The sequence below is a fragment of the Variovorax terrae genome (genome assembly GCF_022809125.1).
Classification (GTDB): domain Bacteria; phylum Pseudomonadota; class Gammaproteobacteria; order Burkholderiales; family Burkholderiaceae_C; genus Variovorax_A; species Variovorax_A terrae.
Window position 1 is genome coordinate 422935 of record NZ_JALGBI010000001.1, and the last position, 18225, is coordinate 441159.

16 protein-coding genes are annotated in these 18225 nt (G+C 67.8%); 14 read left to right on the plus strand and 2 right to left on the minus strand.

Annotation, left to right across the window (positions count from 1 at the left end):
- The first annotated feature begins 39 nt into the window (after positions 1-39).
- Genes dapF through MMF98_RS01930 form a run of 3 tightly spaced genes read left to right on the plus strand, consistent with a single transcriptional unit; the run spans position 40 to position 2527 of the window.
- Positions 40-915, plus strand: coding sequence for a diaminopimelate epimerase (gene dapF, locus MMF98_RS01920; RefSeq protein ID WP_243303783.1), 876 nt, complete (start codon positions 40-42; stop codon positions 913-915).
- A gap of 11 nt (positions 916-926) precedes the next feature.
- Positions 927-1598: a DUF484 family protein gene (locus MMF98_RS01925; protein ID WP_243303785.1), complete on the plus strand. Its 672-nt coding sequence runs from the start codon at positions 927-929 to the stop codon at positions 1596-1598.
- A gap of 5 nt (positions 1599-1603) precedes the next feature.
- Positions 1604-2527 (plus strand): tyrosine recombinase XerC, encoded by a 924-nt coding sequence (locus MMF98_RS01930; protein ID WP_243303787.1) that lies wholly within the window; start codon positions 1604-1606, stop codon positions 2525-2527.
- Between the two features lie 3 nt (positions 2528-2530).
- Here the strand turns inward: MMF98_RS01930 and MMF98_RS01935 are convergent, their stop codons facing one another.
- Complete coding sequence (locus tag MMF98_RS01935) at positions 2531-3337, minus strand: phosphate/phosphite/phosphonate ABC transporter substrate-binding protein (RefSeq protein WP_243307256.1); 807 nt, start codon at positions 3335-3337, stop codon at positions 2531-2533.
- Between the two features lie 89 nt (positions 3338-3426).
- Positions 3427-5100: a sensor domain-containing diguanylate cyclase gene (locus MMF98_RS01940; protein WP_243303789.1), complete on the minus strand. Its 1674-nt coding sequence runs from the start codon at positions 5098-5100 to the stop codon at positions 3427-3429.
- A gap of 229 nt (positions 5101-5329) precedes the next feature.
- Between MMF98_RS01940 and MMF98_RS01945 the strand changes: the two genes are divergently transcribed.
- From MMF98_RS01945 to MMF98_RS01995, 11 genes are all read left to right on the plus strand, one after another.
- Complete coding sequence (locus MMF98_RS01945) at positions 5330-6514, plus strand: class I SAM-dependent rRNA methyltransferase (protein WP_243303792.1); 1185 nt, start codon at positions 5330-5332, stop codon at positions 6512-6514.
- A 214-nt stretch (positions 6515-6728) separates the two neighbouring features.
- Complete coding sequence (locus MMF98_RS01950; RefSeq protein WP_243303794.1) at positions 6729-7787, plus strand: CobW family GTP-binding protein; 1059 nt, start codon at positions 6729-6731, stop codon at positions 7785-7787.
- A gap of 264 nt (positions 7788-8051) precedes the next feature.
- Positions 8052-9086, plus strand: coding sequence for an RNA polymerase-binding protein DksA (gene dksA / locus MMF98_RS01955; RefSeq protein WP_341481283.1), 1035 nt, complete (start codon positions 8052-8054; stop codon positions 9084-9086).
- Between the two features lie 47 nt (positions 9087-9133).
- Positions 9134-10954 carry an STAS domain-containing protein gene (locus tag MMF98_RS01960; RefSeq protein WP_243303796.1) on the plus strand — a complete coding sequence of 607 codons (1821 nt, stop codon included), beginning with the start codon at positions 9134-9136 and terminating at the stop codon, positions 10952-10954.
- 60 nt (positions 10955-11014) lie between these two features.
- Positions 11015-11560, plus strand: coding sequence for an ATP-dependent protease subunit HslV (gene hslV, locus MMF98_RS01965; protein ID WP_243303798.1), 546 nt, complete (start codon positions 11015-11017; stop codon positions 11558-11560).
- Positions 11561-11652: 92 nt separating this feature from the next.
- The gene (gene hslU, locus MMF98_RS01970) at positions 11653-12978 is read left to right on the plus strand and encodes an ATP-dependent protease ATPase subunit HslU (RefSeq protein WP_243303800.1); all 1326 of its coding nucleotides are present in this window, start codon (positions 11653-11655) and stop codon (positions 12976-12978) included.
- Between the two features lie 257 nt (positions 12979-13235).
- Positions 13236-13664, plus strand: coding sequence for a division/cell wall cluster transcriptional repressor MraZ (gene mraZ, locus MMF98_RS01975; RefSeq protein ID WP_243307258.1), 429 nt, complete (start codon positions 13236-13238; stop codon positions 13662-13664).
- Positions 13665-13673: 9 nt separating this feature from the next.
- The gene (rsmH, locus tag MMF98_RS01980; protein ID WP_243303802.1) at positions 13674-14585 is read left to right on the plus strand and encodes a 16S rRNA (cytosine(1402)-N(4))-methyltransferase RsmH; all 912 of its coding nucleotides are present in this window, start codon (positions 13674-13676) and stop codon (positions 14583-14585) included.
- A gap of 76 nt (positions 14586-14661) precedes the next feature.
- Positions 14662-14964 carry a cell division protein FtsL gene (gene ftsL / locus MMF98_RS01985; RefSeq protein WP_243303804.1) on the plus strand — a complete coding sequence of 101 codons (303 nt, stop codon included), beginning with the start codon at positions 14662-14664 and terminating at the stop codon, positions 14962-14964.
- Positions 14961-16694: a peptidoglycan D,D-transpeptidase FtsI family protein gene (locus tag MMF98_RS01990; RefSeq protein WP_243303807.1), complete on the plus strand. Its 1734-nt coding sequence runs from the start codon at positions 14961-14963 to the stop codon at positions 16692-16694. The genes ftsL and MMF98_RS01990 overlap by 4 nt, the downstream gene beginning before the upstream one ends.
- Positions 16694-18181, plus strand: coding sequence for a UDP-N-acetylmuramoyl-L-alanyl-D-glutamate--2,6-diaminopimelate ligase (locus MMF98_RS01995; protein WP_243303809.1), 1488 nt, complete (start codon positions 16694-16696; stop codon positions 18179-18181). The genes MMF98_RS01990 and MMF98_RS01995 overlap by 1 nt, the downstream gene beginning before the upstream one ends.
- Positions 18182-18225 lie beyond the last annotated feature (44 nt).

Below are 18225 nucleotides of genomic sequence, written 5' to 3' on the forward strand. Positions count from 1 at the left end.
GCCCGCGGGTCGCGCGGGGGACGGGGGATAATCCCGTCCATGCGAATCCGCTTCACCAAAATGCAGGGCGCGGGCAACGACTTCGTGGTGCTCGACGAGACGCGCGCTCGCCTGGGTCTGAGCCCGGCCCAGTACCGCTTCCTGGCCGACCGGCACTTCGGCGTGGGCGCGGACCAGATCCTGACCGTGCGCCCCGCGCCCAGCGCGGACGTCGATTTCGAATACGTGATCCACAACGCCGACGGCGGCGAGGTCGAGCAGTGCGGCAATGGCGCGCGCTGCTTCGTGCGCTTCGTGCGCGAGCAGGGCCTGACCGCCAAGGAGGCGGTGAGGGTGCAGACCCTCAGCGGCGTGATCGAGCCGCGCATGGATGCCGACGGCCGCGTCACGGTGGACATGGGCGCGCCCATCTTCGAGTTGGCGCGCGTGCCCTTCGATGCGGCCGGCCTCACGCCCGAGGCCGCCGGTTCATGGCAGAAATGGCCGCTGGTCCTTGACGCACGGACCAACCCTGCTATCGTTTCCGTAGCAGTCCTGTCGATGGGCAACCCGCATGCGGTGCAGCTCGTGGACGACGTGGACAGCGCGCCGGTGGCGGCGCAGGGCCCGCTGATCGAGCGGCACCCGGCTTTTCCGAAGCGCGTCAACGCGGGCTTCATGCAGGTGTTGAGCCGCAGCCACATCCGGCTGCGCGTGTACGAGCGCGGCGCCGGCGAGACGCTGGCCTGCGGCACCGGCGCCTGCGCCGCGGTGGTGGCCGGCATCCGCCTCGGGCTGCTGGACGCGCGCGTCGACGTGGACACGCGCGGCGGGCGGCTGACCATCGAGTGGGCCGGCGGCGACAGCCCGGTGCGCATGACCGGCCCGGCCGTGACGGTTTTTGCAGGTGACATCGACATCCCCGACAACCCATGAACATCAACGCCATGAACCCCATCACCGAAGACGACATCGCCAACTACCTGGCGAACACGCCCGACTTCTTCGAGCGCCACGCCGAGCTGCTGGCCAGCGTGCAGATGACCAGCCCGCACGGCAACCGCGCCGTGAGCCTGCAGGAGCGTCAGGCCGAGATGCTGCGCGAGAAGATCAAGGCGCTGGAGCACCGCGTGATGGACATGATCCGCCACGGCAACGAGAACATGATCATTGCCGACAAGCTGCAGCGCTGGGCGCGCAACCTGTTCCTCACGCCCGAGGCGCGCGCGCTGCCGGCCCAGATCCTGGTCGAGCTGCGCGAGCAGTTCCTGGTGCCGCAGGTGGCGATCAAGGTCTGGGGCGTGGACAGCGCCTTTGCCGGCGAAGCCTTCGCGCAGGGCGTGAGCGACGATGCCAAGACCTTCGCCTCCTCGCTGACCATGCCGTACTGCGGCGTGAACTCGGGGTTCGAGCCCGTCAACTGGCTTGACGACTCGGCCCTGGCCATGTCGCTGGCGCTGGTCCCGCTGCGCGCCGGCGCCATCAACAGCCCCGGCCCCGCGTTCGGCCTGCTGGTGCTGGCCTCGCCCGATCCGCAGCGCTTTCACAGCGGCATGGGCACCGACTTCCTGGAACGCATCGCCGAGCTGGCCAGCGCCGCGCTGTCGCGGCTGCGGTAGCCTGCATGGGCGCTGCCGAGGCATCTCTCGTCGAGCGCTACCTCGAGCATGTGCGCGTGGAAAAGCGCCTGGCGCAGCGCACGGTCGAACTCTATGCGCTGGACCTGCAGAAACTCAGCGGCCACGCGGCCCAGGCCGGCGTCGAGCTGTTGCAGGTGCAGAACGCCCATATCCGCCGCTGGGTGGCGCAGATGCATGGCGGCGGCCGCAGCGGACGCGGCATCGCGCTCATCCTCTCGGGCTGGCGCGGCTTCTACACCTGGCTCGGGCGCCAGGGCCTGATCGCCAGCAACCCGGTGCAGGATGTGCGGGCCCCCAAGGCGGCCCGGCCGCTGCCCAAGGCGCTGAGCGTGGACGACTCCGTGCAGCTCGCGGGCTACCAGAACGACGACAACGATCCCTGGCTCGAGGCGCGCGATGCGGCCATGGTGGAGTTGCTCTACGGCTGCGGCCTGCGCGTGGGCGAGCTGGTGGGGCTCGACGCCGTGGCCGGCAGCGCGGCGCGCGGCTGGGTCGATCTGCAGGCCGGCGAAGCGCATGTGCTGGGCAAGGGCGGCAAGCGCCGCGCGGTGCCGGTGGGGGCCCAGGCGCTCGAGGCGCTGCAGCACTGGCTGGCGCTGCGCGGCACCCTGTCCGAACAGCCCGCGCTGTTCATCGGCCGCCACGGCACGCGGTTGACGGCCCAGTCGATCTGGCAGCGCCTGAAGCGCCGCAGCCTGCAGGCTGGCCTCGCCACACCGGTGCACCCGCACATGCTGCGCCACTCGTTCGCGAGCCACGTGCTGCAGTCCAGCGGCGACCTGCGCGCGGTGCAGGAGCTGCTGGGCCATGCCAACATCACCACCACGCAGGTCTACACCCGGCTCGACTTCCAGCACCTGGCGCGCGCCTACGATGCGGCGCATCCGCGCGCGCGCAAGAAGACCTAGGGCCTACAGCCCCAGCCACTTGAGCAGTTCGCGCAGCCGCTGCTCGCTGCCGGTGTCGAAGGCCTGGATGCCGATGGACTTGAGGACGGCCTGGCCGGCCTCGTCCTCGGGCAGGCCCAGCAGGTTTTTCTGGATGGCCTCGATCTGGGGCGTGGCCAGCTTGCGGTTGGCGATCAGCGGGAAATAGGGCTGCGCCACGCTCTTGTGCAGCACGCGGTGGCCGTCCTTTTCCCATTTTTTGGCGACGCCCGAGTACGAGGCCACGCCGCCCACGTCGGCAAAGCGGTTCTCCAGGTAGAAGACCACGGCGCCCTGCTCGCGCACGTACTGCACGTTCTCCCGGGCCAGGTCGATGCCCTGGTCGCGCAGCTCGGCGCGGCAGAACTTGGTCATGTAGGCGGCGGTTTCGGGCAGGGCGATGCGCTTGCCCTTGATCTCGGCCAGCGACTTGATCGGCGAGTCCTTGGGCACGATGATGTGGCAGCGGCCGTCGGGCCGGGCGCTGGCCACGTAGTGGTAGCCGTAGTCGCGCAGGCCGCGCGCCGGGTAGTCGCTGGGGCGGGCCATCACGAAGTCGAAGCGGCCGGTCTTCATGCCTTCCTCGAGCGCCGAGAACTCGCGGATGAACACCACGCTGACCTTCTGCTTGATGCTTTTGCCGATCACGTCGGCCAGGCCCTGGTACTTGGCGATCACCTGGGCATGGTCCAGGCCGCCGGAGGTGCCCTCGCTCACGCCAAGAATCAGGCCCTGTGCGGCGCAGGCCCCGCTCAACAGGGTTGCCAGGGCGGCAAGAATTGCACGGATCATGATCACGCCACACCTCCTCGCTGAAGATCCGGCATTCCATCACGAAATCGCCGGACTTCAAAGACGACTAAAGAGGTACTGTGCGAGACCTATTCGCGCAGCGGGAACACGGCGCGCCTGCTGTCGCGCGGCACGGCGCCCAGCGCGCTGCCCAGCCGCTCCAGCAGCGCGGTGGCGTCGCCGCTGTCCTGCGGCACCCGAGCCCAGACCACGCGCAGCTGCGCCACCCATTCGGGCGGTTTGTTGCGAAATGGCATCAGGCAGCGGGCCACCAGGCGCGGCCCGACGGCGGCGGCCTCCTCGGAGGTCAGCGGGCCTTCCACCAGCATGCCGAAGCGGTATTCGGACAGGCGCGCCACGCTGTCGATCGAGCGCGCGGTGGCCAGCAGGCGGCCGGCCACGCGCAGCGGCAGCTCCTCGGCCGACTTGCGGTCGAAGCCGCGCTGGATCTGCTCGATGTTGACGATGTCGATCAGCAGCACCGCGCTCTGGTGGTGCAGCCGCTCGGAGCGCCCGATCATGCGTTGCAGCCGCTCGGTGAGGACATGCCCGTTGATCAGCCCCGTGGCCGGGTCCATGCGGTCCATGCCGTGGATGCGGCGGTTGTGCTCGCGCCGCTGCTGGCTGCGCAGCATCAGGATCACCAGCAGCACCGGCAGCTCGAACGCAATGCCGATCTGCATGCCGTACATCGTGGCGAAGCTCACGGGCACCAGCCCGCAGATGCGCGCAATCGGCAGCGCGGCGGCGCCGATCACGGGCAGCGCTCCCAGCACCAGCCAGGGCGCGAAGCGGTCGCCGCGCCGCCAGCTCCAGAACAGGGCCAGCAGGCCCGCAACCTGGGTCAGCAGGGTGTAGGGCACCAGCAGCCACAACCGGTGCTGGGGCTCGATCACCATGATGCCGATGGCGACCAGGGCGCCGAGCACGGCCAGGCCGATCAGGCCGGCGTGGAAGTGCCGCGAGCGCTCGCGCATGGACACCACGGCCGAGACGAACAGCAGCAGCGAGATCAGCGTCAGCACCGGCAGCACCAGCGACGAGACGTCGTTCCACCAGGCCAGGCCGGGCCACAGGTGCAGCCCGGCGATGCCGGTCATCGAGGCCTGGGTCAGCGCCATCAGCGCCACGCTGGGGGCGTACAGCGCGTAGGCGCGGTCGCGCAGCGACACGGCGCTGAGCGCGGCGAGCAGGGCCGCCAGCCCGGCCAGCCCGAAATAGATGCCCAGGATCAGCGAGACGCGCTGCTCGTGGTAGCTCAGGTAGCTCTCGCTGACGAACCGCAGCGGCGCGCTGAAACCGTAGGGGTTCTCGATGCGCAGCAGGTAGCGCCGGGGCGTCTCGGCCGAGAGGGCCACGGGCATCAGCGGATGGCGGTGCGGCACGGGCCAGGTGTTGACGGCCAGGGTGTCGCCGGCGCGCTGCTCGTCCCACTGGCCCGCGCCATCCTGCCGGTAAAGCGACACGAGGTTGACCGAGGGGTAGGGCAGCTCCAGGTACCAGCGCTCGTTGTCGGGCGACGGCGGGAGGGTGAAGCGCACCCACAGGGCCTGCCCGGCGGCGAAGGCATAGATGGCGTTGCCGCGGGTGGGCTGCCAGGGCAGGGACGGGTCGCGGTCGACCTGGGCCGGCTGCGCCTTGCCGCCGGTGTCGATCCAGGCGTCGCCCCAGTCGTCCAGGTTCACGGGCTGGCGCGCGGTGTCCAGCTCCAGCGCCGTGCGCGCGAGGGCGGAGAGCGACAGCACGGCGCCCAGCAGCAGCACGAATGGCGTCCGCCAGCGTCCGAGGCGCCCGAAACAAATGGATGCTGGTGACCGCATTGCACACTTCCCCCTTACTGAAGTAAATCACAGGCCCTCTGACGTTCGGGGCCGGGTTGGCGCTTGAGCGTGCGGTTTTTCGCTCTTTCAGGCCGGTTCGCGGCCGTGGTGTTGCATCCTTGCGACGGCTGGGACCGTGGAGCCTGGATGGCCAGCCGCGACAATAGCCGCCATGAAAACGATTCGTCTCAAAGACGGCAAGGAACGCTCCCTGCTGCGCCGCCATCCGTGGGTGTTCGACTCCGCCATCGCCCGGGGCGGCGCCGACGCGGGCGAGACGGTGCGCGTGGAGTCGCACGCGGGCCAGTTCCTGGCCTGGGCGGCGTTCAGCCCGAGCTCGCGGATCCGGGCCCGGGTCTGGAGCTTCGATGAGGCGCAGCGCATCGATGCGCCGTTTCTGGGTGCCACCCTCGAACGCTCCATCCGGGCCCGGCGCCGGTTCGACATCCAGAGCGATGGCCTGCGGCTGGTCCATGGCGAGTCCGACGGCCTGCCCGGCCTGATCGTGGACCGCTACGGCGACACGCTGGTCGCGCAGTTCCTGTCCAGCGGCGCCGAGCGCTGGAAGGGCGCGCTGGCCGATGCGCTGCTGGCGCAGACCGGCCTGGCACGGCTCTACGAGCGCTCCGACGCCAGCGTGCGCACGCTCGAAGGCCTGGCGCCCGCCACCGGCTGGCTGCGCGGCGAGGGCCCGACCGGCCTCACCCTGCGCGAGCATGACTGGCGCCTGGGCCTGGACATCGCCGAGGGCCACAAGACCGGCTTTTACCTGGACCAGCGCGACAGCCGCCGCAAATTCGCCGACTACGCGCGCCGCCTGGGCTTTCAGCGCGTGCTCAACTGCTATTGCTACACCGGCGGCTTCACCGTGGCGGCGCTGGCCGGCGGCGCGGCGCATGTGACCTCGATCGACTCCTCCGGCCCGGCGCTGGAGCGGGCGCGCGCCAACGTGGCGCTCAACGGCTTCGAGGCCGGCCGCGCCGACTTCCTGGACGCCGACGTGAACGCCTCGCTGCGCCAGTTCGACAAGGACGGCCGCAGCTTCGACGCCATCGTTCTCGACCCCCCGAAGTTCGCGCCCACGGCGGCGCACGCCGAGCGCGCGGCACGCGCCTACAAGGACATCAACCGCCTGGCCTTCAAGCTGCTGGAGCCGGGCGGCGTGCTGTTCACCTATTCCTGCTCGGGCGGCATCGCGCCCGAGCTGTTCCACAAGATCGTGGCCTCGGCCGGCCTCGACGCAGGCGTGGACGGCTACATCAGCGAACGCATGGAAGGCGCGCCCGACCACCCCATGACCATCACCTTTCCGGAAGGGGAATACCTCAAGGGGCTGGTGGTTATCCGAAAACCCTGAATTTCAAGCCAAACCGGCCCGATGTCCAGGTGGGGTGGTGATAGTTTGCTATTAAAAAAGGAGCGATCCGGGCCAACGCCTGACAGTCTGCGCACCATGGAACGAGGCGGCCTGTGGCCCATTGAATAGGCCGCTACACTCCCCACCTGTTTCGCTTTGGACCCGCGGGACGCCGCGCCCCCCGGCGCCGTCCCCCACTGACTGGTAACACCCCATGAGCCTCATTCCCGCCACCATCCTGACCGGCTTCCTCGGCTCCGGCAAGACCACGCTGCTCAAGCGCGTGCTCACCGAAGCCCACGGCCAGAAAATCGCCGTGATCGAAAACGAATTCGGCGAGGAAAACATCGACAGCGACATCCTGGTCACCGAGACCAAGGAACAGATCATCCAGATGAGCAACGGCTGCGTCTGCTGCACCATCCGCGAGGACCTGCGCGCCACGCTGCAGCTGCTGGCGGCCAAGAAGCGCAAGGGCCTGCTCGACTTCGACCGCGTCATCATCGAGACCACCGGCCTGGCCGACCCCGGCCCGGTGGCGCAGACCTTCTTCATGGACGACGAGATCGCCGAGAGCTTCCTGCTCGACTCCATCCTGACGCTGGTGGATGCCAAGCACGCGGCCCAGCAGCTCAACGACCGCCAGGAAGCGCGCCGCCAGGTGGGCTTCGCCGACCAGATCTTCATCAGCAAGACCGACCTGGTGGCCCAGGACGAGACCGAGGCGCTGATGCACCGCCTCAAGCACATGAACCCGCGCGCGCCGCAAAAGGCCGTGCATTTCGGCGAGGTGGGCCTGAACGAGGTGTTCGACCTGCGCGGCTTCAACCTCAACGCCAAGCTCGACATCGACCCCGACTTCCTCAAGGAAGACGAGCACGATCACGACCACCATGACCACGATCATGAGCACGGCGAGCACTGCGACCACCCCTCGCATGCCCACGAGCAGCACGGCCACCACCATCACCATGACGACGACGTCAAGAGCTTCGTCTTCAAGTCCGACCGCGCGTTCGACCCGGCCAAGCTCGAGGACTTCCTGGGCGCCATCGTCAACATCTACGGCCCGCGCATGCTGCGCTACAAGGGCGTGCTCAACATGAAGGGCACCGACCGCAAGGTGATCTTCCAGGGCGTGCACCAGCTCATGGGCAGCGACCTCGGGCCGCAGTGGGCCGAGGGCGAGCCGCGCACCAGCAAGATGGTGTTCATCGGCATCGAGCTGCCGCGGGACATCTTTTTGCAGGGCATGGAGCAATGCCTGGTCTGAACCCGCCTGGAGGGCCGGATGTGAAGTAAGCTGTCCGTTTTGGGCCGGGAGGGCTGCATGAGTGTCTCGCTTGCGCAACTGGCGCGGTTTGTTTTCGGCAAACCGATACAATCGCGCGCCGGTATCGACCCTGAAAACAGGCCCGCAGGGGCCGACAATAGGGGTATAACTCGGGTGAGTGAAGCCCCCCGATCACCCGAGAAGAACCTACCGGACCATGGGGTTCAGGCCCGTCCGACTGCCGGTTCAGCGAGGAGACAGGAAGTGAAAGTCCAGCCCAAGAAGACCAAGCTGCAGGCCAGCACGAAAAAGCCGGTGGTCAAGGCCAAACCGGCGGCCAAGTCGCCGGTCAGGGCACCCGCCAAGGCGGCCAAACCCGCTGCCAAGCAAACGGCTTCCAAGCCCGTGGCCAAGGCGGCGAAGGCCGTCGCCAAGAAAACAGCCAAGCCTGCCGCCAAGAGCCAGGCCGCCGCCAAACCGGCGTCCAAGGCCGCCCAGCCCTCCGCCAAGCCTGTTGCCAGGCAGGCGGCGGCACCTGCTCCCAAAGCGAAAGCCACCGGCGCGAAAGCGCCCGTGGTGCCGGCCAAGTCCAGCATCAAGACGGCCAAGCCGGCTGCTCCGCCCGCCAAAACAGCGCCTGCCAAGGCCGTTGCGGCGCGTCCCGTCCCCGTGGCCGCACCCGTTGCGGCGCCTGCTCCGATGGCCAAGACCGGTCGCGGCGCGCGGGGGACTCCTCCAACCCCGCCGGCTCCGGCACCCGTGGTAGCCTCGACCGCTGCCAAGGCCAGTTACCAACACACCATGTCCTCACCCGTTCTCGTTCCTCCCCCGCAAGTGGCCGTCAAGAAAGACCCCAAGCTCGCCAACAACTGGAAAGCCAAGACGGCCGAACAGCTGTCCGATGCCGAAGTCCTCGCGATGCCCGACACCGAGTACATGAACGACAAGCAGATGGCGTTCTTCCGCCTCAAGCTCGTGCAGCTCAAGCAGGAAATCCTCAACAGCGCCGGCGAAACCACCGAGCACCTGCGGGAAGACACCGTCATCGTGCCCGACCCGGCCGACCGCGCCACCATCGAGGAAGAGCATGCGCTTGAACTGCGCACGCGCGACCGCGAGCGCAAGCTGCTCAAGAAGATCGAGCAGTCGATCGCGCGCATCGACGCCGGCGACTACGGCTACTGCGATGAAACCGGCGAGCCGATCGGCGTGGGCCGCCTGCTTGCGCGGCCCACGGCCACGCTGTCGCTGGAGGCGCAGCAGCGCCGCGAACTCAAGCAGAAGATGTTCGGCGACTGAGCCGGCACGCTCGATTTTCAGCCCAGGATCCACCCGGACCCCAGCCCATGGCCAAAGACGACAACGCCGGTTTGCTGTCCAAGGTAGTGAAGTTCGTCCGCAACCCGACGACGAACTGGGCTGATCTCGACCAGCAGGAGACCGATCGGGAGAGCAACTACAGCAAGCAGATGCTCAAGGAGATGATCGAGCGCAAGCGGCGCAACGATTTCGTGCGCAAGCGCGAGTTCGACATGCTGCGCAAGATGCGCCGGCGCGAGGCGATGGCAGGGCAGGACCCGGCCGCCCGCCCCTCCTTCTTCCAGAGCAGCATGCCGTCCAAGCCCGACGACCGGGCCATGACGCTCAAGAAGATCGACGAGATCGAGGCGCAGATGTCCATGCAGTGGTGGAAAACCAAGCACGGCGACTCGTCGGTCCGCACGCCCAACTACTCGACGGTCTCCTCCATCTCCGCCGATGCCGGCGAGCAGAGCCGGTCCTCCACCGCCAACTCCGCCTCGGCGCCGCCGAAGATGGGCAGCATCGGGTACGCCAAGACGGATCCCGCTCCCTTGCTCGCGGCCCGGGTCAAGGCGGCTTCGCCCGCGACCCTGCCTCCCCACTACGAGAACACCGTGCCGCCCCCGGCCAGGGCGCCGGCCGCCGCCCCGGCGCCGGTGCAGCCGGTGGCTCCGCCGCCGCCTTCCGCGAACCGGGCAGGGCGCAGCGATCCGCCGCCCAGCGGCTTTTCCCACTCCAAGCTGTTCGCGGTCGAGGTGGACGAAGCCTTCGCCCATGACCCGGAGCTCGAAGAAGCCTCCATCCGCTTTGCCAACGGGGACGACGCCGGCGCCGAAGCGGGCCTGCTGGAGGCGCTGGGCGCCCAGGGCACCCGCAGCGGCCATGACGAAACCTGGCTGACCCTGTTCGACCTGTACCGCGCAACCGGCCAGCATGAGCGCTTCGAAAGCGCCGCCATCGATTTCGCGGGCCGGTTCAGCCGCTCGGCTCCGCAATGGTTCTCGATTCCGGAGATGGTGGGTCGCATGGCCGCGCCGTCACCGTCGCCTTCTGCCTCCGCCCGGCCGTCGGACTGGGTCAGCCCGTCGACCTTCGGCACGCAGTCGCTGGCCGCGCTCAACGCGGCCCTGGGCAAGTCGGCGCAGCCCTGGCGGCTGGACTGGTCCAAGCTGGTCGCCATCGAAGCGGCGGCGGCCGAGCCGCTGCGCAAGCTGTTCGCCGGCTGGGGCGCCCAGCCGGTGCAACTGCGCTTCATCGGCGCCGATCGCCTGGACGAAGTGCTCAAGAAGGCCACCCCCTCGGGCGACAAGGCGATCCAGCCGGAATGGTGGCGCCTGCGCATGGAAGTGCTGCGCATCATGCACCGGCCCGACGAGTTCGAACTGGCCGCGCTGGACTACTGCGTCACCTACGAGGTGTCCCCGCCGTCATGGGACAGCGCGCGCTGCGAATACAAGCCGCTGGACAGCGATGGCGGCTACCTGTCCGGCCACACCCTCATTGGCGAGTCATCGCACGATTCGCTGGCGTTTGGCGCCAGCGACGGCGACGGGGACACGCAGACGGGCCATTCGCAGCTCTCGCACATCTCGTCCGTGGAACTGGCGGGCCAGATCGTGGGCGACGCCTCGGCCACGCTGGACCGGCTGGAGGCCAAGCTGGCCGGCGCCGATGTCATGGTCATTTCGTGCGCCAAGCTGATCCGCGTGGACTTCTCGGCCGCTGGCACCCTGCTGAACTGGGTGACCTCGCGGCAGGCCGAAGGCCGCCAGGTGCAGTTCAGCGACGTGCATCGCCTGGTGGCGGCCTTCTTCAATGTGATCGGTATCAGCGAGCATTCGCGCGTGGTCACGAGAACGGACTGAGCCCGGGTTATTCGGGGGGCGCCGCCTTGCATTCGTGCAGGCCGTCCCAAGCTGGGAGACATGGAACAATTTCACGGCACCACCATCGTCAGCGTGCGGCGCAAGACCGCTGACGGCTACCAGGTCGCCATCGGCGGCGACGGACAGGTCACGCTCGGCAACATCGTCGTCAAGGGCTCGGCCCGCAAGGTGCGCAAGCTCTACCACGATCAGGTGCTGGCCGGCTTTGCCGGCGCCACGGCGGATGCCTTCACCCTGTTCGAGCGCTTCGAGGCCAAGCTCGAGAAATACCAGGGCCACCTGGTGCGCGCGGCCATCGAGCTGACCAAGGACTGGCGCACCGACCGCGTGCTGCGCCGCCTCGAGGCCATGCTGGCCGTGGCGGACAAGGACGCCTCGCTCATCATCACCGGCAACGGCGATGTGCTGGAGCCCGAGCACGGCATCGTCGCCATCGGCTCCGGCGGCGCCTATGCGCAGGCCGCGGCCAGGGCGCTGCTCGACAACACCGAGCTGCCGGCGCGCGACATCGTGAAGAAGTCGCTCGAGATCGCCGGCGAGCTGTGCATCTACACCAACATGCACCACACCATCGAGACGCTCTGAGCCGGCGGCGCACCCGTTTGCTCACTTTTCGATAGCAAGAAAGAACCGCTCCGCCTGGACATCAGGCCCATTTGCCACTGAAAACGCCCGCCATGTCGTCCATGACCCCCCAGGAGATCGTCTCCGAACTCGACCGCCACATCGTGGGCCAGGCGCAGGCCAAGCGCGCCGTGGCCATTGCCTTGCGCAACCGCTGGCGCCGCCAGCAGGTCGATGAAAAGCTGCGCGGCGAGATCACGCCCAAGAACATCCTGATGATCGGCCCCACCGGCGTGGGCAAGACCGAGATCGCGCGCCGCCTGGCGCGGCTGGCCGATGCGCCCTTCATCAAGGTCGAGGCCACCAAATTCACCGAGGTCGGCTACGTGGGCAAGGACGTGGATTCGATCATCCGCGATCTGGCCGACATGGCCGTCAAGCAGACCCGCGAGACCGAGATGCGCAAGGTGCGCACGCGCGCGGAAGATGCCGCGGAAGACCGCCTGCTCGATGTCCTGATCCCTGCCGCCCGCACGGCGGAGGCCCAGGGCGCCGCGCCGGACAGCGCCGCGCGCCAGGCCTTCCGCAAGAAGCTGCGCGAGGGGCAGCTCGACGACAAGGACATCGAGATCGATCTCGCCGAAGCCCGGCCCCAGCTCGAGATCATGGGGCCGGCCGGCATGGAAGACATGGCCGAGCAGCTGCGCGGCATGTTCAGCCAGTTCGGCGGCCAAAAACGCAAGACGCGCAAGCTCAAGATCGCCGAGGCGATGAAGCTGCTGATCGACGAAGAGGCCGGCAAGCTGGTCAACGAGGACGAGATCAAGACACAGGCCATTGCCAGCGCCGAGCAGAACGGCATCGTGTTCATCGACGAGATCGACAAGGTGGCGTCGCGCTCCGACACGGGCGGTGCCGACGTGTCGCGCCAGGGCGTGCAGCGCGACCTGCTGCCGCTGGTCGAGGGCACGGCCGTGTCCACCAAGTACGGCATGGTCCGCACCGACCACATCCTGTTCATTGCCTCGGGGGCCTTCCACCTGAGCCGGCCCAGCGACCTGATTCCCGAACTGCAGGGGCGCTTCCCGATCCGGGTGGAGCTGCAGTCGCTGTCGGTGCAGGATTTCGAGGCCATCCTGACGCAGACCCATGCTTCGCTGGTGAAGCAGTACCAAGCGCTGCTCGCAACGGAGAATGTCACCATCGAATTCACGCCCGAAGGCATCACGCGGCTGGCGCGCATTGCCTACGAGGTCAACGAACGCACCGAGAACATCGGCGCGCGCCGCCTGTCCACGGCGATGGAGCGCCTGCTCGACGAGGTGAGCTTCGACGCGACCCGGCTGGAGGGCCAGAAGGTGACGATCGACGCGGCCTACGTCGATGCACGCCTGGAGGAACTGAGCCGCAATGAGGATTTGTCCCGTTACATTCTCTAACCCCTTGGGGCAGCAGCCCCATTGCTTCACAAAACACATTCATAGCGCGCGCTAAGTGCTTAATTTAGAACGACTTTCTGGCAATCGAAGCTTGCAAAGTCGCTTCTAAGTCGTTGATTTCATTACAAAAAATCTTGCAAGCGCCTCTTGCGGGCGATTCTTTTCCTGCTACAGTGCAAAAAAGTGCATTTAAGTGGTGAAAAGTGTCTTTTCACTGCGGATGTCGCAGTTGATTTCCACAGCAAGGGCATGTGATCGTGTTTCAAGGGGCTTCATCTCTCAGTCTGGATGCGAAGGGCCGGCTTTCAGTGCCGACCCGGCATCGTGACGTGCTGAATGCCATCGCCGAGGGACAGCTCACGATCACCAAGCATCCGCATGGCTGCCTGATGCTGTTTCCGCGCCCCGAATGGGAGAAATTCCGTGAACGCATCGCGGCCTTGCCGATGAGCGCACAGTGGTGGAAGCGGATTTTTCTCGGCAATGCAATGGATGTGGACATGGATGCGACGGGCCGCGTGCTGGTATCGCCCGAGCTGCGCACGGCGGCCGGCATCACGCGCGACACCATGCTGCTGGGCATGGGCAACCATTTCGAGCTGTGGGACAAGGCGACCTACGACGCCGAGGAGGCGAAGGCGATGCAGGGCGACATGCCCGACGTCTTCAAGGATTTTTCCTTCTGAAAGCCGACGGTGGACACCTCATGGAAACACACCACCGTCTTGTTGAACGAAGCAGTCGATGCTCTCCTCAGCAATCCGGATGCGACCTACATCGACGCCACCTTCGGGCGCGGCGGCCATTCGCGGCTGATTCTCTCCCGGCTGTCCCCCCAGGGCCGGCTGGTCGCCTTCGACAAGGACCCCGATGCCATCGCCGAGGCGCAGCGCCTGGGCGATGCGCGCCTGTCCATCCGCCACGAAGGCTTTCGCCATCTGCAGGAGCTGCCCGCTGCCGGCGCGGCGGGCGTGCTGATGGACCTGGGCGTGAGCTCGCCCCAGATCGACAACCCGGCGCGGGGTTTCAGCTTCCGCTTCGACGGCCCGCTCGACATGCGCATGGACACCACGCGCGGCGAGAGCGTGGCCGAGTGGCTGGCCCATGCAGAAGTTCAACAGATCGCGGAGGTGATACGTGACTACGGCGAAGAACGGTTTGCTCTTCCGGTTGCAAAGGCGATTGTTGCTCGCCGACAGGAACGGGGCCCAATTTCAACCACCGCCGAGCTGGCCCAGCTCGTGGCTGGCGCGGTCAAAACCCGCGAGCCGGGCCAGGACCCTGCAACGCGCACATTTCAGGCTCTTCGGATTTTCATCAACGCCGAGCTTGAAGAGCTGCAACAGGCGCTAGAGGCCAGCCTGCATGTGCTGCAACCCGGAGGCCGGCTCGTGGTGATCAGCTTCCATTCGCTGGAAGACCGCATCGTCAAGCAATTCATCGCGAAGCATGCGCGCGAGGAATACGATCGCCGGGCGCCGTTTGCGCCGCCCAAGGCCATGAAGCTCCAGGCGCTGGACCGCATCCGGCCGTCCGAGGCCGAGGTGGCGGCCAATCCGCGTTCGCGCAGCGCGATCATGCGGGTGGCCGAAAGGACTGCTGCATGAACCGCCGGACCGTTCCCGGGACGACGGCCGCCGCCCGCTGGGCGGCGAGCACCGGTGCCGCTGCGGAGGCCCAGGCATGACCCGGCTCAACATCGTTCTGCTGCTCGCGGTGCTGGCCAGTGCGCTGTACCTCGTGCACACCCAGTACGAATCGCGCCGGCTCTTCACGGAGCTGGACAAGGCGCATGCCGAGTCGCGCCGGCTGGAGCTCGACAACGAGCGCCTGCAGGTGGAAAAGCGCGCGCAGGCCACGCCGCTGCGGGTCGAGAAGCTGGCCAAGGAGCAGCTGCAGATGCGCTCGGCCACGCCGGCGATCACGCAATATGTCACCTATGGCGCCGCGGCGAAGGCTGCCTCCGCGCCGGAGCAGGCGCCATGAGCAAGAGCGTCCTCTACGCCTCCAGCCCGCTGCTGGCGAGCAAGACGCCGGTCTGGCGCAGCAAGTTCATCGTCGCCGCCATCGCCATCGGCTTCGTCGGGCTGGCGGCGCGCGCGGCCTATGTGCAGGTGATCGGCAACGAATTCTTCCAGCGCCAGGGTGAGGTCCGCTTTGCCCGCACCCTGGAGCTGCCGGCCAACCGCGGCCGCATCCTGGACCGCAACGGCCTGATCCTTGCCTCCAGCGTGCCGGCGCCCAGCATCTGGGCCATTCCCGAGGACGTGGAGCGCGACCCGGCCAAATTCAAGCAGCTGGCCCGGCTGCTCGACATGCCGCTGGCCGACCTCAACAAGAAGCTCGAGGACGAGGACAAGACCTTCGTCTGGCTCAAGCGCCAGGTGGATGAGCCGGTGGCCCAGCAGATCCAGGCGTTGGGCATCAAGGGCATCTACATGCGCAAGGAGTACAAGCGCCAGTACCCCGAGGGCGAGTCTGCCGCGCATGTGGTGGGATTCACCAACGTCGAGGACAACGGCCAGGAGGGCGTGGAGCTGGCCTTCAACAAGGAGCTGGCTGGCCGCGCCGGCTCGCGCCGCGTGATCAAGGACCGGCTGGGACGCGTGGTGGAAGACGTGGGCGAGCAGGTGCCGCCGGTCGACGGCAAGGACCTGCAGCTGTCGATCGACAGCAAGGTGCAGTTCTTCGCCTACCAGAAACTGCGCGACACCGTGATCGCCAACAAGGCCAAGGCCGGCAGCGTCGTGGTGCTTGATACCGTGACCGGCGAGGTGCTGGCCATGGCCAACTACCCGAGCTACGAGCCCGACCGGCGGCAGAACCTCACGGGCGCGCAGCTGCGCAACCGCGCGATGACCGACGTGTTCGAGCCCGGCTCGACCATGAAGCCCTTCACCATCGGGCTGGCGCTGGAAACCGGCCGCGTCAAGCCCGACACCGTGATCCAGACCGGGCCCGGGCGCCTCACGATCACCGGCTCGACCATCTCCGACACCCACAACAACGGCGCGCTCACGGTGGAGCAGGTGATCCAGAAATCCAGCAACATCGGCACCACCAAGATCGCGATGATGATGCAGCCGCGCGAGATGTGGGAGGTCTTCTCGGCAGCGGGCTTCGGCCAGAAGCCGCAGATCACCTTCCCCGGCGCGGTCACGGGCCGGCTGCGCCCGTTCAAGAGCTGGCGGCCGATCGAGCAGGCCACCATGTCCTATGGCTACGGACTCTCGGCTTCGCTGTTCCAGATGGCGCGCTCGTACACCGTGTTCGCGCACGACGGCCAGATCATCTCCGCCACCCTGCTCAAGACCAGCGAGCCGGCGGCGGGCGTGCAGGTGCTGTCGGCCAAGACCGTGGCCGAAGTGCGCAAGATGCTGCAGATGGCCGCCGGCCCCGGCGGCACCGGGCCGAAGGCGCAGACCATGGGCTACTCGGTGGGCGGCAAGTCCGGCACGGCACACAAGCAGGAAGGCAAGGGCTACGCGGGCCACAAGTACCGCGCCTGGTTCACCGGCATGGCACCGATCGAGAAGCCGCGCATCATCGTCGCGGTGATGATCGACGAGCCCAGCGCCGGGCAGTACTACGGCGGCGCGGTCGCGGCCCCGGTGTTCAGCGAGGTGGTGCAGCAGACCCTGCGCATGATGGGCGTGCAGCCCGACATGGCTGTCAAGCCGCAGATCGTGGCCGACGCGGTGGAGGAGTCGTTCTGATGCAGGAACTCCGCACCCCCGCCCAGGCCGCGCAATGGCTGCACTCGCGCATGAGCGGCACGCTGCATGTCGACAGCCGCCGCATCGGCGCAGGCGACGGCTTCATCGCCTGGCCCGGCGCGGCCACCGACGGCCGCCAGTACGTCGGCGCCGCGCTGGCGCAGGGCGCGGCCGCCTGCCTGGTGGAGAAAGCCGGCGTGGCGGCCTACGGCCTGGGCGGCGATGCCGTGGCGGTCTATGAACATCTGAAGGCGGCTACCGGTCCGATTGCCGCCGCGTTCTATGGCGAGCCGACGCGCGAGCTCGACGTGATCGCCATCACCGGCACCAACGGCAAGACCTCGAGTGCCTGGTGGCTGGCGCAGGCGCTATCGAATGTGAAGCACCCCGCGCCCATCCCATGCGGACTTGTGGGCACTTTGGGCATTGGAAAGCCGCCTGAGGTGGTGGCCAACGGCCTGACCACGCCGGACCCGGTGCTGCTGCAGCGGCATTTCCGCCATTTCCTGGACGAGGGCCTGGCCGCCTGCGCGATCGAAGCCTCATCGATCGGCCTCGCCGAGCGCCGGCTGGACGGCACGCGCATCCGCATCGCCGTGTTCACCAACTTCACCCACGACCACCTGGACTATCACGGCTCGATGGAGGCCTACTGGCAGGCCAAGGCCGAACTGTTCCGCTGGCCGGGGCTCGAGGCTGCCGTGGTCAACATCGACGACATGCAGGGCGTCGACCTGGCCGGCACGCTGGCCAACACGCCGCTGAACCTGTGGACGGTGTCCTGCGAGGGCGCGGCCCGGCTGCAGGCGCGCGACATCGGCTACGGCAGCCAGGGCCTGCGCTTCACGGTGGCGGAAGGCCCGGAGCGCCACGAACTCGAGACGGCCCTGATCGGCCAGTACAACGTGACCAACCTGCTGGGCGTGATCGCCACCATGCGGGCCCTGGGCGTGGCGCTGGCCGAGGCCGTGCAGGCCTGCCGCCGCCTGCTGCCGGTGCCCGGCCGCATGGACTGTCTGACCGAAGCCGGGCAGCCCCTGGTGGCGGTGGACTATGCCCACACGCCCGATGCATTGGACAAGGCGCTGGCCGCGCTGCGGCCGCTGAGCACCCGCCGGGGCGGCCGGCTCTGGTGCCTGTTCGGCTGCGGCGGCGACCGCGATCCGGTCAAGCGTCCGCTGATGGCGGCCGTGGCCGAGAAAAACGCCGACGAGGTGGTGATCACCAGCGACAACCCGCGCAGCGAGAAGCCCGAGGCCATCATCTGCCAGATCCTGCTGGGCCTGAGCCACGGCGACCTGGCGCGCGTGCAATCCGACCGGGCCCTGGCGATTGCCGAAACCATCGGCCAGGCCGAGCCGCAGGACGTGGTGCTGATTGCCGGCAAGGGGCACGAGGACTACCAGGAAGTGGCCGGCATCAAGCACCCGTTTTCAGACAAGGACCAGGCCCGCCTGGCGCTGCAGCGCAGAAAGGTGGGCGCATGAGCGTCGCCCGCCCGTTCGAAGGCGCCAAGGCCCCCGTGCGGGCC